Origin of the sequence: Pseudomonas sp. ADAK2 (assembly GCF_012935755.1) — a bacterium.
In the GTDB taxonomy this organism is placed as follows: domain Bacteria; phylum Pseudomonadota; class Gammaproteobacteria; order Pseudomonadales; family Pseudomonadaceae; genus Aquipseudomonas.
In genome coordinates this window covers 4365167-4386849 of sequence record NZ_CP052862.1, presented here as the reverse complement: position 1 = coordinate 4386849, position 21683 = coordinate 4365167, and the positions used below count along the sequence as shown (strand labels likewise).

Annotated in this window: 24 protein-coding genes; 10 read left to right on the top strand and 14 right to left on the bottom strand. The window is 59.7% G+C overall.

All coding sequences use genetic code 11. The annotated features are described in order from the left end of the window. Positions 1 to 254 precede the first annotated feature (254 nt). The gene (locus tag HKK52_RS20090; protein ID WP_169372268.1) at positions 255 to 905 is read left to right on the top strand and encodes a hypothetical protein; all 651 of its coding nucleotides are present in this window, start codon (positions 255 to 257) and stop codon (positions 903 to 905) included. A 94-nt stretch (positions 906 to 999) separates the two neighbouring features. Here the strand turns inward: HKK52_RS20090 and HKK52_RS20085 are convergent, their stop codons facing one another. The 6 genes from HKK52_RS20085 to HKK52_RS20060 form a co-directional block, all read right to left on the bottom strand. Next, positions 1000 to 2526, bottom strand: coding sequence for a SulP family inorganic anion transporter (locus HKK52_RS20085; RefSeq protein WP_169372267.1), 1527 nt, complete (start codon positions 2524 to 2526; stop codon positions 1000 to 1002). A gap of 89 nt (positions 2527 to 2615) precedes the next feature. Next, positions 2616 to 3347: a carbonic anhydrase gene (locus HKK52_RS20080; protein ID WP_169372266.1), complete on the bottom strand. Its 732-nt coding sequence runs from the start codon at positions 3345 to 3347 to the stop codon at positions 2616 to 2618. Positions 3348 to 3590: 243 nt separating this feature from the next. Beyond that, positions 3591 to 4649 (bottom strand): PA0069 family radical SAM protein, encoded by a 1059-nt coding sequence (locus tag HKK52_RS20075; protein ID WP_169372265.1) that lies wholly within the window; start codon positions 4647 to 4649, stop codon positions 3591 to 3593. 70 nt (positions 4650 to 4719) lie between these two features. Then, positions 4720 to 6024, bottom strand: a complete 1305-nt coding sequence (locus tag HKK52_RS20070; RefSeq protein WP_169372264.1) for a c-type cytochrome — start codon at positions 6022 to 6024, stop codon at positions 4720 to 4722. 12 nt (positions 6025 to 6036) lie between these two features. Beyond that, on the bottom strand, positions 6037 to 7821 hold the full coding sequence (locus tag HKK52_RS20065) for a GMC family oxidoreductase (protein WP_169372263.1): 1785 nt from the start codon (positions 7819 to 7821) through the stop codon (positions 6037 to 6039). A 3-nt stretch (positions 7822 to 7824) separates the two neighbouring features. Continuing rightward, positions 7825 to 8565, bottom strand: coding sequence for a gluconate 2-dehydrogenase subunit 3 family protein (locus HKK52_RS20060; protein WP_169372262.1), 741 nt, complete (start codon positions 8563 to 8565; stop codon positions 7825 to 7827). A gap of 302 nt (positions 8566 to 8867) precedes the next feature. Here HKK52_RS20060 and HKK52_RS20055 point away from each other — a divergent pair, with 302 nt between their 5' ends. After that, positions 8868 to 9515, top strand: coding sequence for a phosphatase domain-containing protein (locus tag HKK52_RS20055; protein ID WP_169372261.1), 648 nt, complete (start codon positions 8868 to 8870; stop codon positions 9513 to 9515). Positions 9516 to 9565: 50 nt separating this feature from the next. Here HKK52_RS20055 and HKK52_RS20050 read toward each other — a convergent pair whose 3' ends face one another. Beyond that, complete coding sequence (locus tag HKK52_RS20050; protein WP_123408468.1) at positions 9566 to 9853, bottom strand: YheV family putative zinc ribbon protein; 288 nt, start codon at positions 9851 to 9853, stop codon at positions 9566 to 9568. Beyond that, positions 9850 to 11928, bottom strand: a complete 2079-nt coding sequence (gene prlC, locus HKK52_RS20045; RefSeq protein ID WP_169372260.1) for an oligopeptidase A — start codon at positions 11926 to 11928, stop codon at positions 9850 to 9852. The genes HKK52_RS20050 and prlC overlap by 4 nt, the downstream gene beginning before the upstream one ends. 62 nt (positions 11929 to 11990) lie before the next feature. Here prlC and HKK52_RS20040 point away from each other — a divergent pair, with 62 nt between their 5' ends. Continuing rightward, positions 11991 to 12536, top strand: coding sequence for a gamma carbonic anhydrase family protein (locus HKK52_RS20040; RefSeq protein WP_169372259.1), 546 nt, complete (start codon positions 11991 to 11993; stop codon positions 12534 to 12536). A 28-nt stretch (positions 12537 to 12564) separates the two neighbouring features. Then, positions 12565 to 13215, top strand: coding sequence for an HAD family hydrolase (locus tag HKK52_RS20035; protein WP_169372258.1), 651 nt, complete (start codon positions 12565 to 12567; stop codon positions 13213 to 13215). Positions 13216 to 13297: 82 nt separating this feature from the next. On the opposite strand, the gene HKK52_RS20030 is transcribed toward HKK52_RS20035, so the two are convergent. Next, on the bottom strand, positions 13298 to 14389 hold the full coding sequence (locus HKK52_RS20030) for an aminopeptidase (RefSeq protein WP_169372257.1): 1092 nt from the start codon (positions 14387 to 14389) through the stop codon (positions 13298 to 13300). A gap of 60 nt (positions 14390 to 14449) precedes the next feature. Between HKK52_RS20030 and HKK52_RS20025 the strand changes: the two genes are divergently transcribed. Further along, positions 14450 to 14872, top strand: coding sequence for a PA0061/PA0062 family lipoprotein (locus HKK52_RS20025; protein ID WP_169372256.1), 423 nt, complete (start codon positions 14450 to 14452; stop codon positions 14870 to 14872). 40 nt (positions 14873 to 14912) lie between these two features. Next, on the top strand, positions 14913 to 15332 hold the full coding sequence (locus HKK52_RS20020; RefSeq protein WP_169372255.1) for a PA0061/PA0062 family lipoprotein: 420 nt from the start codon (positions 14913 to 14915) through the stop codon (positions 15330 to 15332). A 5-nt stretch (positions 15333 to 15337) separates the two neighbouring features. On the opposite strand, the gene HKK52_RS20015 is transcribed toward HKK52_RS20020, so the two are convergent. Both HKK52_RS20015 and HKK52_RS20010 read right to left on the bottom strand, forming a co-directional pair. Continuing rightward, a complete protein-coding gene (locus HKK52_RS20015; protein WP_169372254.1) occupies positions 15338 to 15577 on the bottom strand; it encodes a DUF1161 domain-containing protein in 240 nt (79 codons plus the stop codon). 178 nt (positions 15578 to 15755) lie between these two features. Further along, on the bottom strand, positions 15756 to 16187 hold the full coding sequence (locus tag HKK52_RS20010; RefSeq protein WP_008152515.1) for an OsmC family protein: 432 nt from the start codon (positions 16185 to 16187) through the stop codon (positions 15756 to 15758). 240 nt (positions 16188 to 16427) lie between these two features. Between HKK52_RS20010 and HKK52_RS20005 the strand changes: the two genes are divergently transcribed. Beyond that, on the top strand, positions 16428 to 17429 hold the full coding sequence (locus tag HKK52_RS20005) for an LLM class flavin-dependent oxidoreductase (RefSeq protein WP_169372253.1): 1002 nt from the start codon (positions 16428 to 16430) through the stop codon (positions 17427 to 17429). A 67-nt stretch (positions 17430 to 17496) separates the two neighbouring features. Here the strand turns inward: HKK52_RS20005 and HKK52_RS20000 are convergent, their stop codons facing one another. Together HKK52_RS20000 and HKK52_RS19995 are read right to left on the bottom strand one after the other, a co-directional pair. Continuing rightward, positions 17497 to 17718: a DUF1161 domain-containing protein gene (locus HKK52_RS20000; protein WP_169372252.1), complete on the bottom strand. Its 222-nt coding sequence runs from the start codon at positions 17716 to 17718 to the stop codon at positions 17497 to 17499. Positions 17719 to 17840: 122 nt separating this feature from the next. Further along, the gene (locus tag HKK52_RS19995) at positions 17841 to 18056 is read right to left on the bottom strand and encodes a dodecin (RefSeq protein WP_054047931.1); all 216 of its coding nucleotides are present in this window, start codon (positions 18054 to 18056) and stop codon (positions 17841 to 17843) included. 157 nt (positions 18057 to 18213) lie between these two features. Between HKK52_RS19995 and HKK52_RS19990 the strand changes: the two genes are divergently transcribed. Beyond that, positions 18214 to 18540 (top strand): DUF883 family protein, encoded by a 327-nt coding sequence (locus HKK52_RS19990; protein ID WP_169372251.1) that lies wholly within the window; start codon positions 18214 to 18216, stop codon positions 18538 to 18540. On the opposite strand, the gene HKK52_RS19985 is transcribed toward HKK52_RS19990, so the two are convergent. Continuing rightward, positions 18537 to 19430 (bottom strand): LysR family transcriptional regulator, encoded by an 894-nt coding sequence (locus HKK52_RS19985; RefSeq protein WP_169372250.1) that lies wholly within the window; start codon positions 19428 to 19430, stop codon positions 18537 to 18539. The two genes, HKK52_RS19990 and HKK52_RS19985, sit on opposite strands and share 4 nt — an antisense overlap. A gap of 112 nt (positions 19431 to 19542) precedes the next feature. Between HKK52_RS19985 and trpB the strand changes: the two genes are divergently transcribed. Further along, positions 19543 to 20763 carry a tryptophan synthase subunit beta gene (gene trpB / locus HKK52_RS19980; protein ID WP_169372249.1) on the top strand — a complete coding sequence of 407 codons (1221 nt, stop codon included), beginning with the start codon at positions 19543 to 19545 and terminating at the stop codon, positions 20761 to 20763. Beyond that, positions 20763 to 21575 carry a tryptophan synthase subunit alpha gene (gene trpA, locus HKK52_RS19975; protein ID WP_133835136.1) on the top strand — a complete coding sequence of 271 codons (813 nt, stop codon included), beginning with the start codon at positions 20763 to 20765 and terminating at the stop codon, positions 21573 to 21575. Before trpB ends, trpA begins: the two co-directional genes overlap by 1 nt. Positions 21576 to 21683 lie beyond the last annotated feature (108 nt).

The window sequence follows — 21683 nt, the reverse complement described above, 5'->3', positions numbered from 1 at the left end:
ATCAGCTAACTCCATTCCCACCCGAGTATAGACAGCGACTGCTACCTCGCAATGTGAGGGCGTAAATGATCTGAAACAGCTGGGACTTGCGTTCAAGGTCACGAATGGAGAAGGATGCAGACGAGTGGTGGCAAATCGATATAACTTTCGTGTCTCAAGGATGAAATAATTATGACAAATGCGTCTTAGCCTTTTTCATAAGCAAGCTAAGTTATGTCTTCCCTATTTCATTGCCGTTGTTTCCTGGAGTTTTCATGAACACCGCCGCATTGCGCGAGCAGATCCAAAAAGCCCAACAACACGAGGCCGAGACCGGCCTGTTAACTCGTCAACTGGAAACCCAACTGCCTCACCTGCACGCCGCCATCCAACTGCCGGATGTCGATGCCAAGGGCGTGATGACCCGTTTTGTGACTGCTTATATAGAACAAGTGCCGGACCTGCTGGACGCCGCCAATGATGTCGCACGGGAAGCGGGCATCGAATCGCAGATCAAGCCAGTGCTGAAAATCGCCGAGCAGTTCTTCCTCCAGCCGCCGGCGATCATGACCGGGCATATCGGCCTGGACGGTCTGCTGGACGAAGCCTATCTGGCGCATCGGTTGGTTGAAGAGGTCAATGACCTGTACATCAAGCATTTTGGCCAGCCACTGATCCCATTGGACATGACTGTCGCCAACCTGATTGCCCACCAATTGATCGGCGAGGAATTTGCCAACCAACTGGATGAGGCGGTGCATCACGCCGTGGACGAGATGCTGAACGAAGACAGTTTCGCGCTGGAATCGGTGGAAGCCTACCGCGAGAAACTCAACAGCCCGGACACCGGCGCCGCATGGAAACGCTGGCCGTGCCTGTCGCGCCAGTTGGGCGTGGGCCTGGAGCTGGATCAGCCAGCAGCCTAAGCGACACACATCCCTGTAGGAGCGAGGCTTGCCCGCGAAGCTTTTGGCGCATTCAAGGACGCCATCGTGGGCAAGCCATGCTCCTACAGATTATTTACCCGGCTGAGCCTACTCCGGACGTGGTCCGTAAACGCCCTTCCAACCGACGCTTCAACCCCCGCGCTTCAATCACCAACTTCGAACCCTTGGCCGCATTCGCCCGGCCCCACTCCTCAAGCAATTCCAGACACGAATGGTCGATGTAGCTCAGGTTATTGAGCGGCACATGCACCGTCGCGCCCGCTGGAATGGTCCCCAGTACCTGCGTCAGCGCCGGCACCTTGAGAAAGGTCGCTGCACCGATCAAACGCAGCTCCATCTCACCATCCTTGGGCAGATCGATCAGGCTGATTTTCAGCCGCGAAGCTTTCCACGCCAGTTTGGCCAGGGTCAGGCCGAAGCCGATCAGCACACCGGTCAACAGGTCAGTGAAGATGATCGCCAGCGCGGTCGCCGCGTAGGTGAACATCGGCATCCGGCCATAACGACCCAGGCCGCGAAAGGCCTTGAGGTCCACCAGTTTGAAACCGGTGTAGACCAGCACACCCGCCAGGCTCGCCACCGGAATGCTTTGCAGCACGCTGGACAGCAACAACACGAACGCCAGCAGCCAAAGGCCATGGAAGATCGCCGAATAGCGGGTTGTTGCACCGGCCTGGACGTTGGCCGAGCTGCGCACGATCACGCCGGTCATTGGCAAGGCGCCGAGCAAACCGCAGAGCATGTTGCCTACGCCTTGTGCCGACAATTCCCGATCAAAGTCCGAACGCTCGCCGCTGTGCATGCGGTCCACGGCGGCGGCCGAAAGCAGCGTTTCGGCGCTGGCGATAAAGGCCACGGCAAATGCAGCGATCAGAATCGTCGGATCGGCCAGGTTGAGCAGGTCCGCCGGTTTCAGCCAGTCGATGGCTTCCGCCAGGTTGGCCGGGACTTCCACGCGCTTGACCTGCAAGGCGAGCATCAGGCTGGCAACCGTCGCCAGACCGACACCGAGCAAGGCGCCGGGCACGAATCGCAGGGAATGTGGGCGGAATTTTTCCCACAGCCACATCACCGCAATCGTCGACAGCCCGAGCAAACCGGCCTGCCAGCCAAAGGACGGCAAGGCCTGGAGCACCGCCGCCGGGAAAGCTGCGAGGTTATCCAGCCCGGACGGTTTGGGCACGGCATCGAGCATCACATGCACCTGTGATAGCACGATCAACACGCCAATCCCGGCGAGCATGCCGTAGACCACCGCCGGTGCCGTCACCCGAAACCAGCAGCCCAATTTAAAGCGCCCGGCCAGCAGTTGCAGAAAACCCGCCAGCAACAGGATCGGTCCGAGCATGGCAATACCATGCTGGCGCACCAGCTCGAACACCAACACTGCCAGACCCGCCGCCGGGCCGCTGACTTGCAGCGGTGAGCCGGCAATCCAACCCACCACCAGGCCACCGATGATCCCGGTGATCAGGCCTTTGGCCGGCGGCAACCCCGAGGCGATGGCGATGCCCATGCACAAGGGCAGGGCCACCAGGAACACAACCACCGAAGCCAACAGCTCCCGTGGCAGAACAGCTTTCAGTTGCGCAGCACGCATAGGGATTCTCCCGAACTTTTCTTCAGGCGTGAAAAAGCCAGGCTGCTCAATCGGCAGCTTGGCTAAACCACACAGGGATTTAGGAGGACTTAGAAGCGCGCTTTAGGCGTCGCTACCGGGATCGGATGGCTGCCATCGAGCGGCAGGAAACAACCTTGATCCGCGTCATACGCTCTGATTTCGCTGGTTTCAATGCTGTAGACCCAGCCATGGATAAACAGCTGACCGTTGGCCATGCGCGAGGCCACCGATGGATGTGTGCGTAGATGCTGCAACTGGGCGATCACATTCTCTTCAGTGAGGATGTGCATGCTTTCGCTTTCGTTGGCGCAATTGCAGTTTTCCTGGACCATGGTTTTCGCCACTTCGGCGTGCCGCAGCCAGGCTTTGACCGTCGGCATTTTTTCCAGGCTCTGGGGGTTGAGTACCGCGCGCATGGCGCCGCAATCGGAGTGGCCGCAAATGATGATGTGTTGCACACCGAGGGCCAGCACCGCGTATTCGATGGCCGTGGAAACGCCGCCGTTCATTTGCCCATAAGGTGGCACAACGTTGCCGACGTTACGGGTCACGAACAAATCGCCCGGGGAGCTTTGGGTAATCAACTCCGGCACGATGCGCGAATCAGCGCAGGTAATGAACATCGCCCGGGGATTCTGGGCCGTGGCGAGTTTCTTGAAGAGCTCTTCCTGCTGCGGAAAGATCTCGTGATGAAAATGCAAAAAGCCGTCAACGATATGCTTCAGCGCTGCATCGGCGGATTCCGCCTCGGGAAGCGCTTGCGCCGACGCAGCCAACGGCTGTTTATCCTTGTCACTCATAATTCATCCTCTTTGACGGAGTCGGGGGAAGTGTCCCGTTTTGTCCGATATGAAGCCAGTGGCTGTTTAAAAAACGTCCAGGTCGTACATCCAGACCCGTCAGTCACTCGATGAACAAGGTAACCGTCGAAACTTAACTCAAACTGAATCAAACGCTCTAGAACGTGTGTTCCAGGTCACAAAAAACGTGACTGCGTAATGGCGCAGTGCCTTTTACCCTACTCAACATTAGACCAATTGTCCCTAAATCAACGACATTTGGCGACCCGGCGGACAGAAGGCTTCGCAATCGAGATTAAACCCTTCGCGGCGATTGAGCCCCAGACGCTTGATGGTCTTGGCGAAGCGTTGGGCCAACAGGTCGGCGAACGGCCCTTCACCACGCATCCGCGCACCGAAACGGCTGTCGTAGAGTTCGCCGCCGCGACTCTGGCGAATCAGGCTCAGCACATGGGCCGCACGCTGCGGGTAGTGGGCGGCCAGCCATTCTTCGAACAGCGGCGCGACTTCCAGGGGCAGGCGCAACATCATGTAGGCCGCGCTCTGGGCTCCCGCCGCGTGGGCTTCGGTGAGCAGGCTTTCAAGCTCGCTGTCATTGATCATCGGAATCATCGGCGAGCACAAGACACCCACTGGAATCCCCGCTTCGCGCATCACCCGGATCGCTCGCAGCCGTGCCTTCGGCGCCGCCGCCCGGGGTTCGAGGATGCGCTTGAGTTCATCGTCCAGGGTAGTGAGGCTGATCATCACCGCCACCAGTCGCTGCTCAGCCAGTTCAACCAGCAAATCCAGGTCGCGCAGGATCAGCGAACCCTTGGTAATGATGGTCACCGGATGCCGGTAACGCAGCAGCACTTCCAGGGTTTGGCGGGTGATCTTGTGTTCGCGCTCGATCGGCTGATACGGGTCGGTGTTGGAGCCCAGATTGATCGGCGCGCATTGATAACCGCGTTTGGACAGTTGCTCTTCCAGCACGTCGGCGGCGTTGGTCTTGGCGATCAGCTTGGTTTCGAAATCCAGCCCCGGTGACATGTCCCAATAGGCGTGGCTGGGCCGCGCGTAGCAATAGATGCAGCCGTGCTCGCAGCCGCGATAGGGATTGATCGAACGGTCGAAGGGTAGATCCGGCGAGTTGTTGCGGGTGATGATGGTCTTCGCCGTCTCGATCCGCACTTCGGTGCCCTGGGTGACCGGCGCTTCCTGATACCAGCCGTCATCCTCGGCCACCGAACGGTTCGGCGCGAAGCGGTTGTGCGGGTTGGTGGCGGTGCCGCGGCCGCGTGGTGGAAGAGGAGTGGACATGAAAACGCCTCGATACTGGTTTTATATACAGTAACGAGGCGTTGTTCATCTGGCTAGTGCCGCTGGGCGATCAGTTCTTCTGGGTGACCTGGCCCAGGTCGTCCCCCGAAGTGGTTTTCATATCATCCTCGCGCAGGTCGGCCACGGTGCTCGCCTTGACCGGCGCACCTTTGTTGCCCCAACTGCCACGGATGAAACTGACCACATCCGCCACTTCCTGATCTGACAAACGCCAGGCAAACCCAGGCATGGTGAAGGTTGACGGTGCCGTATGCGTGGCCGGCAAGGTGCCGCCCTTGAGCACGATGTGAATCAGCGACGTCGGGTCGTCCGACTGCAACACCGGGTTGCCCGCCAGCGCCGGGAACACCCGCGTATAGCCATGGCCGTCCGTCCGGTGACAGGCCGCGCAGTTGTCGATGTACACCGAGGCGCCAGGCTGGCTGTCGTCACCCTTCCACAGTGCCTGGGCGACTTGCTTGTCGTACTGGTGCGGCTTGTCGTTCGGGTCGTTGGCCGGTAGCGACTTGAGGTAGCGGGCAATCGCCGTCAGGTCCGCATCGGTCATGTACTGCATGCTGTGGGTCACCACATCGCTCATGCCGCCGAATACTGCGCTGCGGTCGCTGCGTCCGGTCTTGAGGAACTGCACCAATTGCTCCTCGCTCCAGCTGCCGAGGCCATCCTTGTGGTCGCCCCTCAGACTTTTCGCGATCCAGCCTTCCAGCGGCGCGCTGCCTGACAGAAACGTACTGCCTTCACCGGCATTCAGGGATTTTTCCTGCATGGTCAGGGCACGCGGCGTATGGCATGCGCCGCAATGTCCCAGACCTTCCACCAGATAAGCCCCACGACTGACGACGGCATCTTCACCGTCCGGCGCCTTGTAGTCGGCTACGGCCGGAGCAAACAGCCAGCGCCAGCCCATGAGCGGCCAACGCATGCTCAACGGCCAGGGAATATCGCTGGCCTTGTTCTCCTGCGTGACCGGCGCCACCCCGTGCATGAAATAAGCGTACAAGGCCTGCATGTCAGGTTCGTTGACGCTGGCGTAGGACGGATACGGCATCGCCGGGTACAAGGTGCTGCCATTCTTGGCGACACCGTGGCGCACGGCTTTGTCGAAGTCTTCGAAGCTGTAGTCACCGAGGCCGGTTTTGTCCGGGGTGATGTTGGTGGAGTAGATCGTGCCGATCGGCGTTTCCATCGGCAGGCCGCCGGCGAACGGCTTGCCGTCCTTGGCGGTGTGACAGGCCACGCAGTCACCGGCACGGGCCAGGTATTCGCCTTGTTTGATCAGGTTTTGATCAACTTCAGCCGCGTTGATCGAGGCGCTGCCGAGCAGCGCGAAGGTCGCGATAACAAGTGCTTTCATGGTTATCGCTCCTTATGCCTGAACCAGCGGGCCGGGGTTTTTCAGGTACTGCTCGCGGATCGCCCGGGCCGACCAATAGGTCAACGCGGCGACCAGGCCTGTAGGGTTGTAGCCCAAGCCTTGTGGGAAAGCCGACGCCCCTGGGACGAATACGTTGTGCACGTCCCAGCTCTGCAAGTAGCGGTTCAGGGCACTGGTTTTCGGGTTGGTGCCCATGATCGCGCCACCATTGAGGTGGGTGGTCTGGTAAGCCGCGGTGTTGAAGTGATCACCGACCTGCTTGCCGATCACCGCGATAGCCTTGGGACCCATGGCTTCGGCGATCTTGCCCATTTTTTCGACCATGAAGCGGTTCATCTTGATGTCGTTTTCCTGCCAGTCGAACGTCATCCGCAGCAGCGGCAAGCCATAGGCATCGCGGTACACCGGGTCGAGATCGAGGTAGTTGCCACGGTAGGACTGATGCGCGCCGTGGGCGTCCATCGACACTTGGTGGGTGTAGTAATCGGCGGTGGCGCGTTTCCAGGCACTGCCCCAGGCCGGGGTGCCTGGCGGGTTGGAAGTCCCGGCAATCGGCCGGCTGCCGGCCTGGTTGACCCACATCGGCGAGCCGCCGACGAAGCCATGCGGGCCGTGATCGAAGTTGTCGGCGTTGAAATCATCGATCGCCACGCCGTTGCCGCCGGCACCGATGAAGTTGTTGGTGTGGGTGTCCTTGTCGAAGAACGCCTTGATCGTGGCCATGTTCTGGTAGGCAAAGTTCTTGCCGACGACGCCTTCGCCGCTGATCGGGTCGTACGGCTTGCCGATGCCCGAGAGCAACATCAAGCGCACGTTATGGAATTGGAAAGCGCCGAGGATCACCAGGTCGGCGGGTTGCTCGATTTCCCGCCCCTGGCCATCGATGTAGGTCACGCCGGTGGCTTTGCTCTTGGTGCTGTCGAGGTTGACCCGCAGCACGTGGGAGTTGGCCCGCAGTTCGAAATTCGGCAGCGGCTTGAGCGCCGGCAGAATGTTCACATTGGGCGATGCCTTGGAGTACATGTAGCAAACGTAACCGCTGCAAAAACCGCAGAAGTTGCACGGCCCCATCTGTGCGCCGTAAGGGTTGGTGTACGGGCCGGAGGTATTGGCCGACGGCAGGTTGTAGGGTTTGTAACCCACGGCTGTGGCGGCTTTCTGAAACAGCTGTGCGGAAACGGTGTTCTTCTGCGATTCCAACGGGAAGTGATTGGAGCGATCCGGTGCGTAGGGGTTGCCGCCCTTGCCTTCACCGACCAGTTGACCGTTCACCGTCCAGGCCTGGCCCGAGGTGCCAAAGACCTTCTCGGCATAATCAAAAAACGGCTCCAGCTCTTCATAGCTGACGCCGAAGTCCTGGATGGTCATGTCCTTGGGGATGAAGTTTTTGCCGTAGCGTTCTTCGTAGTGGCTGCGCATCCGCAGCTCGATTGGATCGACGCGAAAGTGCACGCCCGACCAGTGCAGCCCCGCGCCACCCACGCCATTGCCGGGCAGGAACGCACCAAGTTGGCGGTTCGGCAGGGCGATGTCATTCACGCTATGGCGAATGGTCACGGTCTCTTTGGAGATGTCCTGAAAGAGTTTTTTCCGCACGCTGTAGGTGAGTTCGTCGATCACCTGCGGATAGTTACCGTCAGGGTAAGTGTCCTGCATTGGCCCGCGCTCCAGCGCCAGCACGTTCAGGCCCGCTTCCGTCAGCTCTTTGGCCATGATCGCGCCTGTCCAGCCGAAACCGACGATCACTGCGTCGACTTTCTTCATTACCGTTGCCATGGCTTAAGCCCTCTCCCCGCGAATCGAAACTGCCGGGAAGGGGTATTGCTCGTTGCGTTCCACCCAATCCATGAAATCGGCGCGGGCGCCGGGGAAGCCGATCATGGTCCAGCCGACCATGCCTTTGTTGCCGCCGTGGATCGGGTCGCAGAAGAACCCTTCCTTGGTGTTTTGCAGCAGCAGGTTGAAGAAAATCTTCGACGGCACGCTGGCGAATTCGGGTTTTCCGGCTTCGAGCTGCTTCAGCAAATCGTCTCGGGTAGCGCTGTCTTGCTCAGCAAATACTTTGCCATTGAGCGCTTTCGACCAGGCATCCGTGGCAGCAATGCCCAGGCGATAGATCTCTTTGGGTACCAGTTTGCTCTGCCAGCCCATCTCCGCCGGGGCGTCGGCGTTGAACGGTCCTTGCATGAACCACAGGGCGCCGGCGGCGTACGGGGTGTTCATCTGACGGTCGATGTATTCTGGCACGCCAGCTTCCAGGGCGCCTGGCCCTTGGGCATCGTTCGGGATCAGTTGAGCGACGGCGGACTTAATGAACGTCCATTCTTCGGCGGTGAAGTAGGTGGGTTCATAGGCGCTGCTGCTGACAGGTGTTTTGCCGGGGCTGGCAGGCGCCGACTCTGGCGCGGCAAGCAGGACTGAACTGCCCAGCGCGGTGCTGGCGACGGTGACCACCGGGATCAAGGTCAGGGATTTGCGCAAAAACTCACGCCGGGGGTTGTCTCGATCTTGATCAGACATGGGGTGCACCTCATCAGGCATTGACGGTTTTCAGCCATTTCGTAGAACGGCTTTTCGTTTTGGCAGCGACGCGGGTCGGGGCTATCGGTGAATAAGCCACGCATCGGCAAACTTTGGTAACAAATGGTAGCAGCCTAAGTATCAAGATGAACCGATTCAGCTTAAATAAACCGGGCTTTTGCGACGAAAGTAGCCTACGGCGCGATGGATTCACGATTCTTTGACAGGCGGCTCACGGCCCTTTGACCGCTCAAGGCTGAAGCTGAGCGTCATCACTCCGCTTCCTCCTCCACGGTCCCAGCATGTCTAAAACCCGTCTTATCCTTGCGATGTGCCTGTCGCTGGTTGCCCTCTTCACTCTATCGGGGGCCATGGCCGACGACGCCCCCTCACCTCGACCTGCGGAATGGGCGCAGTCGGTGGAGACGAAGTACAACCTCTTTCAGATGTCCCCGACCCTTTACCGCAGCGCCTTGCCCGATAGCGGAATAGTGCCGCTGCTGGAAAATCTCAAGGTTGGAACCGTTATCAACTTCCTGCCTGAATCGGACTCCCGCTGGCTGACCTCGCCTGGCATCAATCAGGTCCAACTGCCTTACCGCACCAATCACGTGGATGACGCGCAGGTACTCGCCGCCCTCCGTGCCATTCAGGTGGCGGAGACCAAAGGCCCGGTGTTGATGCATTGCAAACACGGCTCTGATCGCACCGGCCTGATGGCGGCGATGTATCGGGTGGTCGTGCAGGGCTGGAGCAAGGAAGACGCGCTGAAGGAAATGACCGAGGGCGGTTTTGGCGACAGTACCCATTTCAGGGATGGCGTTCGCTACATGATGCAGGCTGATGCCGACAAACTGCGCACCGCCCTGGCCAATGGTGATTGCAGTACCAGTCCGTTTGCCATGTGCTCGATGAAGAGCTGGTTCAAATCGGCCAATGTCGAGAAGTAGTCAAGCGGACCACCGCCCACACCGTGGCGGCATGGACGGCGGTTATCGACTTAGTGTTGCTCGTCGGGCTTTTTCTTCAGTTTCGGGTTCGGGAAGAATTGCACTGCCTGAACCTTGGCGTCCGGCACTTTCAGCGCCGAGACGTTGACCCGCGTGCCCAATTCCTTGGGCACCGACAGGCCTTGTTCATTGAGCGTGTCGGAATAACCGCAGGCCACGCACTCACGGTGCGGGACCTCGTCTTCGTTCCACATCATCAACTTGTCCGGCTCGCTGCACGCCGGGCAGACCGCCCCGGCGATAAAGCGTTTTTTGGTGATCACAGGCCCCTCGCTCATGCTGCCGCGTCCTCACTCAGGCCGCTATGGCGCAAGAGTGCGTCAATCGATGGCGCACGGCCACGGAAGTCGACGAACAGCACCATCGGTTCCTGGGAACCACCGCGCGCCAGGATCGCTTCGCGGAACGCGCGGCCGGTTTCGGCATTCAGCACGCCGTCTTCTTCGAACTTCGAGAAAGCATCGGCGGACAGCACTTCAGCCCACTTGTAGCTGTAATAACCCGCCGCGTAACCGCCGGCGAAGATGTGGGCGAAGCTGTTCGGGAAGCGGTTGTAGGCCGGTGGACGCATCACCGAGACTTCGTCGCGCACGCCTTCGAGCACTTGCGCCACGCTGCGGCCGTCGCCGTGGGTGGCGTGCAGTTCGAAGTCGAACAGCGAGAATTCCAATTGGCGGACCATCATCAGGCCGGACTGGAAATTCTTCGCCGCGAGCATTTTGCCCAGCAGGTCCTGAGGCAGCGGCTCGCCGGTTTCGTAGTGACCGGAAATCAGCGCCAGGCCTTCCGGCTCCCAGCACCAGTTTTCCATGAACTGGCTTGGCAACTCGACCGCATCCCACGCCACGCCGTTGATGCCGGACACGCCAGCATGCTCAACGCGGGTCAGCAGGTGATGCAGGCCGTGGCCGAATTCGTGGAACAGGGTGGTGACTTCATCGTGGGTCAGCAGCGCAGGTTTGCCGCTGTCGGCCGGGGTGAAGTTGCACACCAGGTTCGCCACCGGACTCTGCAGCACGCCGCCAGCGGTGCGACGACGGTCGCGGGCGCCGTCCATCCACGCGCCGCCACGCTTGTTGGCGCGGGCATAAAGGTCGAAGAAGAAGCGGCCGACGTGCTGGCCGTTTTCCTTGATCTCGAACAGGCGAACGTCCGGGTGCCAGGTGTCGAAACCTTTCTGCTCGGCAATCTCGATGCCGTATAGACGCTGAACAATGGCGAACAGGCCGCCCAGTACTTTGTCGATCGGGAAGTAGGCGCGCAGGGCTTCCTGGGCAACGCTGTAACGCTGTTCACGGAGTTTTTCACCGTAGAAACCGCTGTCCCAGCTTTGCAGGTCCGGGCAGCCTTGTTCGGCGGCGTAGGCCTTGAGTTGGTCCAGGTCCTGAGCGGCGAACGGCTTGCTGCGCTTGGCCAGGTCACGTAGGAAACTGAGGACTTGATCGCTGGATTCAGCCATTTTGGTCGCCAGACTCAGCTCCGAGAAGCTGGCGAAACCCAAGAGTTTTGCCAGCTCCTGACGCAGGTCGAGGATTTCTTCCATGACCGGGCCGTTATCGTTCTGACCGGCATTCGGGCCTTGGTCCGACGCACGGGTGCAGTAGGCGGCGTAGACTTCTTCGCGCAGGGCGCGGTCATGGGCGTAGGTCATCACCGCGTAGTAGCTCGGGAATTCCAGGGTGATCAGGAAGCCTTCCAGGCCTTTGGCCTGTGCCGCAGCGGCCATTTGCGCCTTGGCCGAATCGGTCAGGCCGGCAAGAGCGGTTTCGTCGGTAACGTGTTTGGTCCAGGCCTGGGTGGCGTCGAGCAACTGGTTGGAGAAACGGCTGCCCAGCTCCGACAATTTACTCTGTACTTCGGCGTAACGCTTCTGCTCAGCTTCCGGCAGGTCGATACCCGATAGACGGAAGTCACGCAGGGCGTGTTCCAGGATAGTTTTCTGCGCCACGTCAAAACCGGCGGCTTCCGGGCTGTTGGCCAAGGCTTCGAAGGCCTGGAACAGTTCGCGGTTCTGGCCCATCTCGGTGGAGTAGGCGCTCAGGGCCGGCAGGCAAGACTCGTAGGCTTCACGCAATTCAGCGCTGTTGCACACGGCATTCAAGTGGCTGACCGGGCTCCAGGCGGCGCCCAGGCGATCATTGAGTTCGTCCATCGCCAGCACCAGGCCGGCCCAGGTCGGTTGTTTGCCCTGGGTTTTGAGGATCTCGATAATGGCGGCGCGGTTGTCAGCCAGGATCTGTTCAATGGCCGGTTGCACGTGCTCGGCGCGGATCGCCGAGAACGGCGGCAGGTCGTAGGACTGCAAAAGAGGGTTGTTCACGCTCACGGTTGGCACCTTGGCTGGAAGAAACATGCGGCCATCTTAATTACAATCGACGCTCACCGCAGCTATCAGCGACAGAGAGAGAACCTATCGTGACCCTTCGCAAGTATCTGAACCACACGCCGCTACTGGGCAAAGGCGCTTTTGTCGACGGCTCGGCGGTGGTGATCGGCGACGTCGAAATCGGCGAAGACAGCTCCGTCTGGCCGCTGACGGTGATCCGCGGCGACATGCACCGCATCCGCATTGGTGCGCGCACCAGCGTCCAGGATGGCTGCGTGTTGCACATCACCCACGCCGGGCCGTTCAACCCGGATGGCTTTCCGTGTTTGATCGGCGATGACGTGACCGTCGCTCACAAAGTCATGCTCCACGGCTGCTCGGTGGGCAGCCGGGTGTTGATTGGCATGGGCAGCATCGTCATGGACGGTGCGGTGGTCGAGGACGATGTGATCATCGGCGCCGGCAGCCTGGTGCCGCCGGGCAAGCGCCTGGAAAGCGGTTTCCTGTACGTCGGCAGCCCGGTGAAACAGATCCGCCCGCTGACTGACAAGGAACAGGCCTTTTTCACCTACAGCGCGGCGAACTACGTGAGGCTCAAGGACCTGCATTTGGCTGAAGGCTACGACCAGCTCTGAACCGTCCCACTATTGCCCAGGATTTTTCATGCATTACCAAACTGTTCTGTTCGACCTCGATGGCACCCTGACCGACCCGCGCGAGGGCATTACCCGTTCGATCCAGTTTGCGTTGGCCAAACTGGGCATCGATGAACCCGACCTGACCAAGCTCGAACACTTCATCGGCCCGCCGCTGTTGCAGGCGTTCATGCAGTTCTACGAATTCGACGAGCCGAAGGCGTGGGAAGCGGTGAATTTCTATCGCGAGCGCTTCAAAGTCACCGGCCTTTATGAGAACCGCGTGTTCGACGGCGTTACACCGCTGTTGGAAACCCTGAGCGGGCAAGGACGACAGCTCTTTATCGCCACGTCAAAACCCTGGGTGTTCGCCCGCGAGATTGCCCGGCACTTCGACTTCGCCAGGCACTTCAAAGTGATTTACGGCAGTGAATTGGACGGGACACGAACCAATAAAGTCGAATTGATCGCCCATTTAATCGCCGAGGAAGGCCTCGACCCGGCCCAGACCCTGATGATTGGCGACCGCAAACACGATTTGATTGGCGCCCGGAGCAATGGCCTGGACGCCGCGGCGGTGGGTTATGGGTTTGGCAGCCGGGAAGAACTGAGCGCCGAAACACCGGCTTATCATTTCGAAACGCTGGAAGAGATGCATCAGGCGTTTTTGCGGCGTTAATCAGTACGCCTTCGCGGGCAAGCCTCGCTCCTACAGATATCAGTGACCTGTAGGAGCGAGGCTTGCCCGCGAAGAGGCCGGATCAGCCAGCGCTACTCCCTGATCCTGCCAACACTTTTAATGCTGCCTTGCGCTCCGCAACCGGCAACCCACCCAGCTTCTCAACCTCGGCATAAAACCTCACCCAATCCCCATCAACCTGCCTGAACAACGCCGCAAACGCCGGCACCCACTGGTCATACAAACCAAACGGCAGCAGCCTGGCATTGTTCATCGGCGCGTTGATCCACGCGTCATAGCGTTTATCCCCGGCCCATCGGCTGTCACGCATCGCCCGATAATCGCTGCGTAGCCTTTCGAATTCTTCGACTTTGCGTTGGCGCATCTGCTCGGCGGCCATGGGTTGTGCGTATAGGCGTTCAAGGCGTGCGCGGGTGTCCAGAATCAGTTGGATGAACTGATCGCGCTGCTGCATCAGCGCGCCATTGTCCGGGGCGAGCCCGCGGCTGGCGCGCCATTGGCGGGTGCCTTCCTGCTCAACGAACGTGGCGAAGGATTCGTTGAACTCGGTGTCGTCCTTCACATAAACACGCTGATGCGCCAGTTCATGAAAGATCAGCGTGGCCAGCCGTTCATCGCCCCAGTTCATCATCGAGCTAATGATCGGATCGTTGAACCAGCCCAGCGTCGAATAGGCCTCGACCCCGCCAATCGACACGTCCATGCCTTCCAGCTGCTGCAACGCCGCTTCACCCCGGGCCGCGCTCTGGCTGTAATAGCCGCGATAGGCGACGCAACCGGCGATGGGGAAGCAGTGGTTTTGCGGCTTTAGGGAAAACTCCGCCGTGGCGAAGACATTCCAGACGACGTACGGCCGGCCAATGTCGGCGTACAAACGGTAACTTTGGTTGTCCGGCAGGTGCAGTTGCTCGCTGGCGAATACCCGGGCCTTTTGCGACTGGGCCAGATGCGCACGCAGTTTTGGATCGCGTTGGGGATCGGCAATCACTTGGGAAACCGGCTCCCGGGCCCGCAGCAATTGCAGCTGCCCCTCGGCCAATTGGCCGTAGTAGCCGACGCTGGCGCAACCGTTGAGCAACAAAAACAACACACCCGGAAACAAAACGCGCAAAACGCGATCAAGTAACCCAAGGCTTGGAAGCGGCCTGATCAAAATAAGAACATCCCTGGAAAGTCTGCCCACAAGACTATCCCGCCACACTGGAGCTCCGCTATGCGCAAGTTGATGCTGACAGGGGGCCTGCTGACGCTGGCCGGCTGTGCCGGATTCGGAATGCCCGACCCGGATCCGAACCAGGCGTGGATCGACCTGAATTCAAAGCAGGAAGACGCCGCGCTGCAAGCGCTGAAGGTCGACGACAAGGCCGCCACTGACAAACGCTTCTTCGAAGTGCAGCCCGGCAGCCATGAACTGAAGGTTCGCTACCAGTTCGCCGTGCAGCCCACCAACATCGGCACCGACGCCGAGCCGCTGTGGCGCGATTGCCAGTTGAGTGTGAAATTCAAGGATTTCAACGCCGGTGAGCGTTATCAGCTGCAAGCGGGGAATATCGGTTTCCGGCCCTGGGCCAAGCTCTACGACCAGCAGCGCAAAGTGATCGGGCAGGGCACCCCGGCAGGCTGCCAACGCACGTGATCGGCGTTATGCTGAATGCCCAATCCTCGGGACATTCATCATGCGCAGGTTCTTGCTATTGCTCAGTGCGGGCGTTATTGCCGGTTGCGTAAGCCCGTTGCCCAGCGTCAATCCGCAGATGGCGTGGATTGACCTCGCGACCCCGACGCCGGGCGGCAAATTACTGATGGCGGAGCGCTTGGATAATCAGCGCCTGACTGATGGGCGATTCTTCCAGGTAACCCCTGGCAGCCACGAACTGACAGTGCGTTTCGACTTCGAAACGTTTGCCGGAGGGCTGGGGATGCTGAGCGATCCGCAGGAGCGGTTGTGCTACATGACCGTGCCTTATGATCACTTTGAGGCCGGCCAGCACTATCGACTGGAAGGACGCTCCCTGTCCTTTACCCCGAGCGCCCGACTGATAAACGCCAAGGGTCAGATCGTCGCCACGGAGCGGCAGATCAACTGCGTGCCGTAGACCAATCAGCGATCGTTCCTTTGGTAGATGACGGCTTTGGTGCCATTCTCACAGGTGCCAACGATCATGGCGGCGTCGTGCTTGTCGGCTTCCTCTTTCGTGACAATCTCCAATGTGTAGGAGGGCACGGAGTTAGCCTGAATCTTCAATTCAATCTCATTCTTGAGTTCTTCACATGATTTCGGTGCCGCCAGGGCCGAAGTGGCCAACGCGCAACAGATAATCGCCAAGGCAAAACGTTTCATGGTTGAAGCTCCCTTGAGGCAGCGCGCAGGTTGATGCGCTTTTGGCTGCTGTCATTTATTCGACCACAGTTTCGCCAGTCAGGTTTTGTTTCAGCGCAAAAAAGATCGCAGCCGTCGCCAGCCCCAAGTCATCTGTAGGCGCTGCCGAAGGCTGCGATCTTTTCATTCCATCTTCGATTTAGCTAACCAGCGTCGCATCCAGGCTGATCTTCGCATTCAGCACTTTGGATACCGGGCAGCCTTCTTTGGCCTTGTTGCTCAGCTCCTCAAATTGCGCCTGGGTCGCCCCCGGAATTTTCGCCTTGAGGATCAGTTTCACCGCCGTGATCGCGAAACCACCGTCTACCTGATCCAGCGTGACCTCGGCATTGGTATCGATGCTGTCAGCCTTGAGGCCGGCGTCGCCGAGGATCATCGAAAACGCCATGGAGAAACAGCCTGCGTGGGCCGCGCCGATCAGCTCTTCCGGATTGGTGCCCTTGCCGCCTTCGAAACGTGCCTTGAAGCCGTAGGGCGCTTCTCTGAGGACACCGGTTTCCGTGGAAATCGAACCGATGCCGGTTTTCAGATCACCTTCCCAATGAGCCGATGCTTTCTTCGTGATAGCCATGTCTGCCTCCTCAAGATCCGGCGCGGAACGTCGCGCCTTCGTGGTTTTCGGTTGCTAAGGGTTCTGAGGATAGAAGACTTGGCAAAGTTCACCTTGTCGGATCAAACCGCTTATCTGGTAAGCAAATTCGTCTGTGCTATTGAAACTCGGGTATATGCCCTCATTGCATAGGGAACGCTTTTAGACTCGGCAGGTTTTCGTTCGTGAAAAAACCTGCGCCCCCATTGGAGAAGCAGGTTTATGAAACGACTGTCCGATATCAAGTACTCCACTCTCGACCTGGTGCCCGTGCGCGAGAACGGCAGCGCGGCCCAGTCGCTGCGCAATTCCCTGGACCTGGCCCAGCACGTTGAAAAATTTGGCTACAACCGTTTCTGGGTGGCCGAACACCACAACATGGACGGCATCGCCAGTTCCGCGACCTCGGTTTTGCTCGGTTACCTGGCGGGCGGCACCTCGACCATTCGCGTCGGTTCCGGTGGCGTGATGCTGCCCAATCACGCGCCCTTGGTGATCGCCGAACAGTTCGGCACCCTTGAAAGCCTGTACCCCGGCCGTATCGACCTGGGCCTGGGCCGCGCACCGGGTTCCGATCAGATGACCGCCCGCGCGCTGCGTCGTGAGCGCTCCGGCAGCGCCGACGAGTTCCCGGAAGACGTGGCAGAACTGATGCGCTACCTCGGCCCACGCACGCCGGATCAGCGGATCATCGCGATGCCGGGCACTGGCACCAACGTCCCGGTCTGGCTGCTGGGTTCGAGTCTGTTCAGTGCGCAACTGGCCGGTGAGCGCGGATTGCCGTACGCCTTCGCCTCGCATTTCGCACCGCGTTTCATGCACGAGGCGATTCGCGTCTACCGCAATCACTTCAAGCCTTCAGCGGTGTTGGACAAGCCCTACGTGATGCTCGGCGTGCCACTGGTGGCTGCCGACACCGACGAGCAGGCCGATTACCTGGCGACCTCGGTCTACCAGCGAATTCTTGCGCTGATGCGTGGCCAGAGCCTGGTGCAACGGCCGCCGGTGAAAACCATGGACGGCCTGTGGTTGCCCCATGAGAAAGAAGCGGTTGGCGATTTCCTCGGCCTGGCCATGGTCGGCAGCCCACAGAAAATCCGCGCCAAACTGGACGTGTTGATCGAGCAGACCCAGGCCGATGAGCTGATTTTCACCTGCGACCTGTATGAACACGCCGATCGTGTGCATTCCTACGAGTTGCTGGCGCAGGTCATGAAGGGCTGACGCTCAAACGACGGGCATAAAAAAGCCGACGCATTGTGTCGGCTTTTTCATTTGTGCAGAAATCAGCCTACTTGGTGTAGACGATGACTTTGGTGCCTTTCTCACAAGTGCCGACGACTTTTCCGCCAGCCGCTGTGCCTTTATCGGCAATTTCCAGCGAATAACCGGCAACGCCCTTGGCATCCAGTTTCGCGGCGATTTCGGCTTTCAGCTCTTCGCACGACTTGCCGTCAGCAAAGGCTGTTCCTGCAAGGCTCAACAAACCTACTGCCAAAATAAACTTCTTCATCGGTCGCATTCCCTGGTCGGATCAATAGGGGCACCCGGCGATCAGCCAGGTGCACACATGTAGCGCTTTGCCATTCCCTATGGCATTCGGCCAGCGCGCAAGTTCAGAAGACTAGCTCAAACTCAGCTACTGGCAATCCTGAACCCGACTTTGAGCGTCACCTGGAAGTGGGCAGCCTTGCCATCCTTGATGTGGCCGCGGGTTTCGGTCACTTCGAACCATTCCAGATGCTTGAGGCTTTTACTGGCTTCGGCCAGCGCGTTGTTGATCGCATCTTCGATGCTGGTAGGGGACGAGCCGACCAGCTCGACTTTCTTGTAGGTGTGATGGTCAGTCATGGCGTTCTCCTTGGGGTATGAAATACAGCCTAGCAGTGATTTTTCGTATTACTTCTGTCGCCCATTCCCACACCGAAGTTCAGATTTACTGCACTTTCTCGAACCCCTGAAGTCCCAACCAACACACGCTACTCATCACCAATGAAGGAGAGCCACCATGGCCAACACCTCTTTACGTAAAGCCTCATTGCAAAGCATGGAAGCCGAGATCGAGAGTCTTCTCAAGTCGCTGGAAAGCCTGAAGGACGATGCCTCGGACGAGTCGCGTAAAACCCTCAAGGCCCTCAAAAGCAACGCCGAGAGCGCGCTGAAGCATTCGCGTCATCTGCTCGCCGATGCCTATGAAGAAGTGAAAGTGAAAACCCGCGAAACCGGGATCGCCACTCGGGACTACGCCCAGGAACACCCTTGGACTACAGCCGGTGTCGCCGTGGGTGCACTCGGCCTGCTCGCGGCTTACCTGTTGTGCAAACGCGGCGACTAATCCGCTTGGCGCAGCTCGTTTTTGAGCCATTGCGCCAACTGCCGAGCGCGTCCGTCCGCGGCGCGCTTGGGTAGCCAAAGCGCCAGTTGCGCCGGGGTTTCACAGAAACCCCACGGCGCGACCAGGCGACCGGCCTTCAAATCCTCGGCCACCAGCGGCTCAGGGGCAATCGCCACACCCAGCCCCGCCACCGCCGCTTCCAGCAAATAATACAAATGCTCAAAACCCTGACCGAACTTCAATGCCTTGGCGTCGAGGCCGCTTTGCTGTGCCCAGCTCGGCCAAGCTTGAGGGCGTGAGGTGGTGTGCAGCAGCGGCTCGGCCAACAACGCGCTTGCCGGCGCCTGCAGCAGCCTTTGGTAACCGGCGAAGCGCGGGCTCATGACCGGGCCGATACGTTCGCTGGCCAGTTCGTAGACCTGCATGTCCGCCGGCCAGGGCGGCTCGGCAAATACCAGCAAGGCGTCCAGCCCCGGCCGTCGAGGGTCAAGATCGCCTTCCCCGGCCGACAGGTGCAAGCGCAGGTCCGGCAGGTCCGCATTCAATCGTCCGAGGCGCGGGATGAACCAGCGCGCGAGCAAACTCCCGGAGCAGCCAAGCACGAACGGCGCATCGGCGGTGCTTTGGGTCAATTCGGCACAAACGGTGCGCAAGCGCTCAAACGCTTCAGTGCTGGTGTCACGCAGACGAATGCCGGCATCTGTGAGTTTAAGGCCGCGCCCGTCCTTGATGAACAGGCTGACGCCAAGGTGTTCTTCAAGCACCTTCAATTGCCGGCTGACCGCCCCGTGGGTGACGTGCAGCTGTTCGGCAGCCTGGCTGACGCTGTTCAGGCGGGCAGTGGCTTCGAAGGCGCGAAGGGCGTTCAGCGGAGGGAGGTCGTGGCTCATGGGATCTGTGAGTTTTCCTGACAGGTTGCAGCGATCTTATCGGTTTTCAGCTCGGGACGTCAGGGGTAGAGTGAGCGTCATTGTCATCTCACGAATCCAACTGGAGCGACCCATGACCCAGACTAATCTGCGCAACGGCCCCGACGCCAACGGCCTGTTTGGCTCGTTCGGCGGCCGTTACGTCGCCGAAACCCTGATGCCGTTGATCCTCGACCTGGCCCGTGAATACGAACTGGCGAAGGAAGATCCTGCCTTCAAAGAAGAATTGGCCTACTTCCAGCGCGACTACGTCGGACGTCCAAGCCCTCTTTATTACGCTGAACGCCTGACCGAGTTCTGTGGCGGCGCGAAGATTTACCTCAAGCGCGAAGAGCTGAACCACACCGGCGCGCACAAGATCAATAACTGCATCGGCCAGATCCTGCTGGCGCGGCGCATGGGCAAGAAACGCATCATTGCCGAGACCGGCGCTGGCATGCACGGCGTGGCGACTGCCACCGTGGCCGCGCGTTTTGGCCTGGATTGCGTGATTTACATGGGCACCACTGACATCGAACGTCAGCAGGCCAACGTATTCCGCATGAAGTTGCTGGGCGCTGAAGTGATCCCGGTAGTGGCCGGCACCGGCACCCTGAAAGACGCGATGAACGAAGCCCTGCGTGACTGGGTGACCAACGTCGACAGCACCTTCTATCTGATCGGCACCGTCGCCGGTCCGCATCCTTACCCGGCCATGGTTCGCGACTTCCAGGCCGTGATCGGCAAGGAAACCCGTACTCAACTGCAAGACCAGGAAGGCCGCCTGCCGGACAGTCTGGTGGCGTGCATCGGCGGCGGTTCCAACGCCATGGGCCTGTTCCACCCGTTCTTGGACGACACGAGCGTCGAGATCATCGGCGTCGAAGCCGCCGGCTACGGCATCGAAACCGGCAAACACGCCGCCAGCCTGAACGGCGGTGTACCAGGTGTGTTGCACGGCAACCGCACCTTCCTGTTGCAGGACGACGACGGCCAGATCATCGACGCGCACTCGATCTCCGCCGGCCTCGATTATCCGGGCATCGGCCCTGAACACGCCTGGTTGCACGACATCGGCCGCGTCCAGTACACCTCGGTGACTGACGACGAAGCCCTCGACGCATTCCACAAATGCTGCCGCCTGGAAGGGATTATTCCCGCACTGGAAAGTGCCCATGCCCTGGCCGAAGTATTTAAACGGGCACCGAATCTGCCAAAGGATCACCTGATGGTGGTCAACCTGTCCGGCCGTGGCGATAAAGACATGCAAACCGTGATGCACCACATGGAACAATCCCAGCAGGAGAAACACTGATGAGCCGCCTGCAAACACGTTTTGCTGAACTGAAAGAACAGAATCGCGCTGCCCTGGTGACCTTCGTCACCGCCGGCGACCCGAGCTACGACACCTCCCTGGCAATCCTCAAAGGCTTGCCCGGTGCTGGCGCCGACGTGATCGAGCTGGGCATGCCCTTCACCGATCCGATGGCCGACGGCCCGGCGATCCAGTTGGCCAACATCCGCGCCTTGGGCGCCAAGCAGAACCTGGCGAAAACTCTGCAAATGGTTCGCGAGTTCCGTGAAGGCAATACCGAGACGCCGCTGGTGCTGATGGGTTACTTCAACCCGATCCACATGTACGGCGTGCCGCGTTTCATCGCTGACGCCAAAGAGGCTGGTGTTGACGGTCTGATCGTGGTTGATCTGCCGCCCGAGCATAACGGCGAGCTGTGCGACCCGGCTCAGGCTGCGGGCCTGGACTTCATTCGCCTGACCACGCCGACCACTGACGATGTGCGCTTGCCGACTGTTCTGAACGGCAGCTCCGGCTTCGTCTACTACGTGTCGGTCGCCGGTGTGACCGGTGCCGGTGCGGCAACGTTGGAACACGTAGAAGAAGCGGTCGCCCGTCTGCGTCGCCACACCGACCTGCCAATCAGCATCGGTTTCGGTATCCGCACACCGGAGCAAGCGGCCTCCATCGCGCGTCTGGCCGACGGTGTGGTGGTGGGTTCGGCCTTGATTGACCACATCGCCAATGCGTCGACGCCGGATCAAGCCATCGATGGTGTGTTGAGTCTTTGCGCAGCGTTGTCCGAGGGCGTGCGTAAGGCCCGGGTCAGTTGAAGGTAAAGTTCTTGATACAGAGGAATTAGCGCCTCGCAGCACACACTAATCAGCAAGACCGAGGGTTTCAGGACTACGTTCTGAAGCCCTTTTTGCTGTATGTGCAGT

Bases quoted from the DNA above. Each gene is read 5' to 3' on its own strand.
- HKK52_RS20090 (WP_169372268.1), top strand. From the start codon at position 255: ATGAACACCGCCGCATTGCGCGAGCAGATCCAAAAAGCCCAACAACAC.
- HKK52_RS20085 (WP_169372267.1), bottom strand. From the start codon at position 2,526: ATGCGTGCTGCGCAACTGAAAGCTGTTCTGCCACGGGAGCTGTTGGCT.
- HKK52_RS20080 (WP_169372266.1), bottom strand. From the start codon at position 3,347: ATGAGTGACAAGGATAAACAGCCGTTGGCTGCGTCGGCGCAAGCGCTT.
- HKK52_RS20075 (WP_169372265.1), bottom strand. From the start codon at position 4,649: ATGTCCACTCCTCTTCCACCACGCGGCCGCGGCACCGCCACCAACCCG.
- HKK52_RS20070 (WP_169372264.1), bottom strand. From the start codon at position 6,024: ATGAAAGCACTTGTTATCGCGACCTTCGCGCTGCTCGGCAGCGCCTCG.
- HKK52_RS20065 (WP_169372263.1), bottom strand. From the start codon at position 7,821: ATGGCAACGGTAATGAAGAAAGTCGACGCAGTGATCGTCGGTTTCGGC.
- HKK52_RS20060 (WP_169372262.1), bottom strand. From the start codon at position 8,565: ATGTCTGATCAAGATCGAGACAACCCCCGGCGTGAGTTTTTGCGCAAA.
- HKK52_RS20055 (WP_169372261.1), top strand. From the start codon at position 8,868: ATGTCTAAAACCCGTCTTATCCTTGCGATGTGCCTGTCGCTGGTTGCC.
- HKK52_RS20050 (WP_123408468.1), bottom strand. From the start codon at position 9,853: ATGAGCGAGGGGCCTGTGATCACCAAAAAACGCTTTATCGCCGGGGCG.
- prlC (WP_169372260.1), bottom strand. From the start codon at position 11,928: ATGTTTCTTCCAGCCAAGGTGCCAACCGTGAGCGTGAACAACCCTCTT.
- HKK52_RS20035 (WP_169372258.1), top strand. From the start codon at position 12,565: ATGCATTACCAAACTGTTCTGTTCGACCTCGATGGCACCCTGACCGAC.
- HKK52_RS20025 (WP_169372256.1), top strand. From the start codon at position 14,450: ATGCGCAAGTTGATGCTGACAGGGGGCCTGCTGACGCTGGCCGGCTGT.
- HKK52_RS20020 (WP_169372255.1), top strand. From the start codon at position 14,913: ATGCGCAGGTTCTTGCTATTGCTCAGTGCGGGCGTTATTGCCGGTTGC.
- HKK52_RS20015 (WP_169372254.1), bottom strand. From the start codon at position 15,577: ATGAAACGTTTTGCCTTGGCGATTATCTGTTGCGCGTTGGCCACTTCG.
- HKK52_RS20010 (WP_008152515.1), bottom strand. From the start codon at position 16,187: ATGGCTATCACGAAGAAAGCATCGGCTCATTGGGAAGGTGATCTGAAA.
- HKK52_RS20005 (WP_169372253.1), top strand. From the start codon at position 16,428: ATGAAACGACTGTCCGATATCAAGTACTCCACTCTCGACCTGGTGCCC.
- HKK52_RS20000 (WP_169372252.1), bottom strand. From the start codon at position 17,718: ATGAAGAAGTTTATTTTGGCAGTAGGTTTGTTGAGCCTTGCAGGAACA.
- HKK52_RS19995 (WP_054047931.1), bottom strand. From the start codon at position 18,056: ATGACTGACCATCACACCTACAAGAAAGTCGAGCTGGTCGGCTCGTCC.
- HKK52_RS19990 (WP_169372251.1), top strand. From the start codon at position 18,214: ATGGCCAACACCTCTTTACGTAAAGCCTCATTGCAAAGCATGGAAGCC.
- HKK52_RS19985 (WP_169372250.1), bottom strand. From the start codon at position 19,430: ATGAGCCACGACCTCCCTCCGCTGAACGCCCTTCGCGCCTTCGAAGCC.
- trpB (WP_169372249.1), top strand. From the start codon at position 19,543: ATGACCCAGACTAATCTGCGCAACGGCCCCGACGCCAACGGCCTGTTT.
- trpA (WP_133835136.1), top strand. From the start codon at position 20,763: ATGAGCCGCCTGCAAACACGTTTTGCTGAACTGAAAGAACAGAATCGC.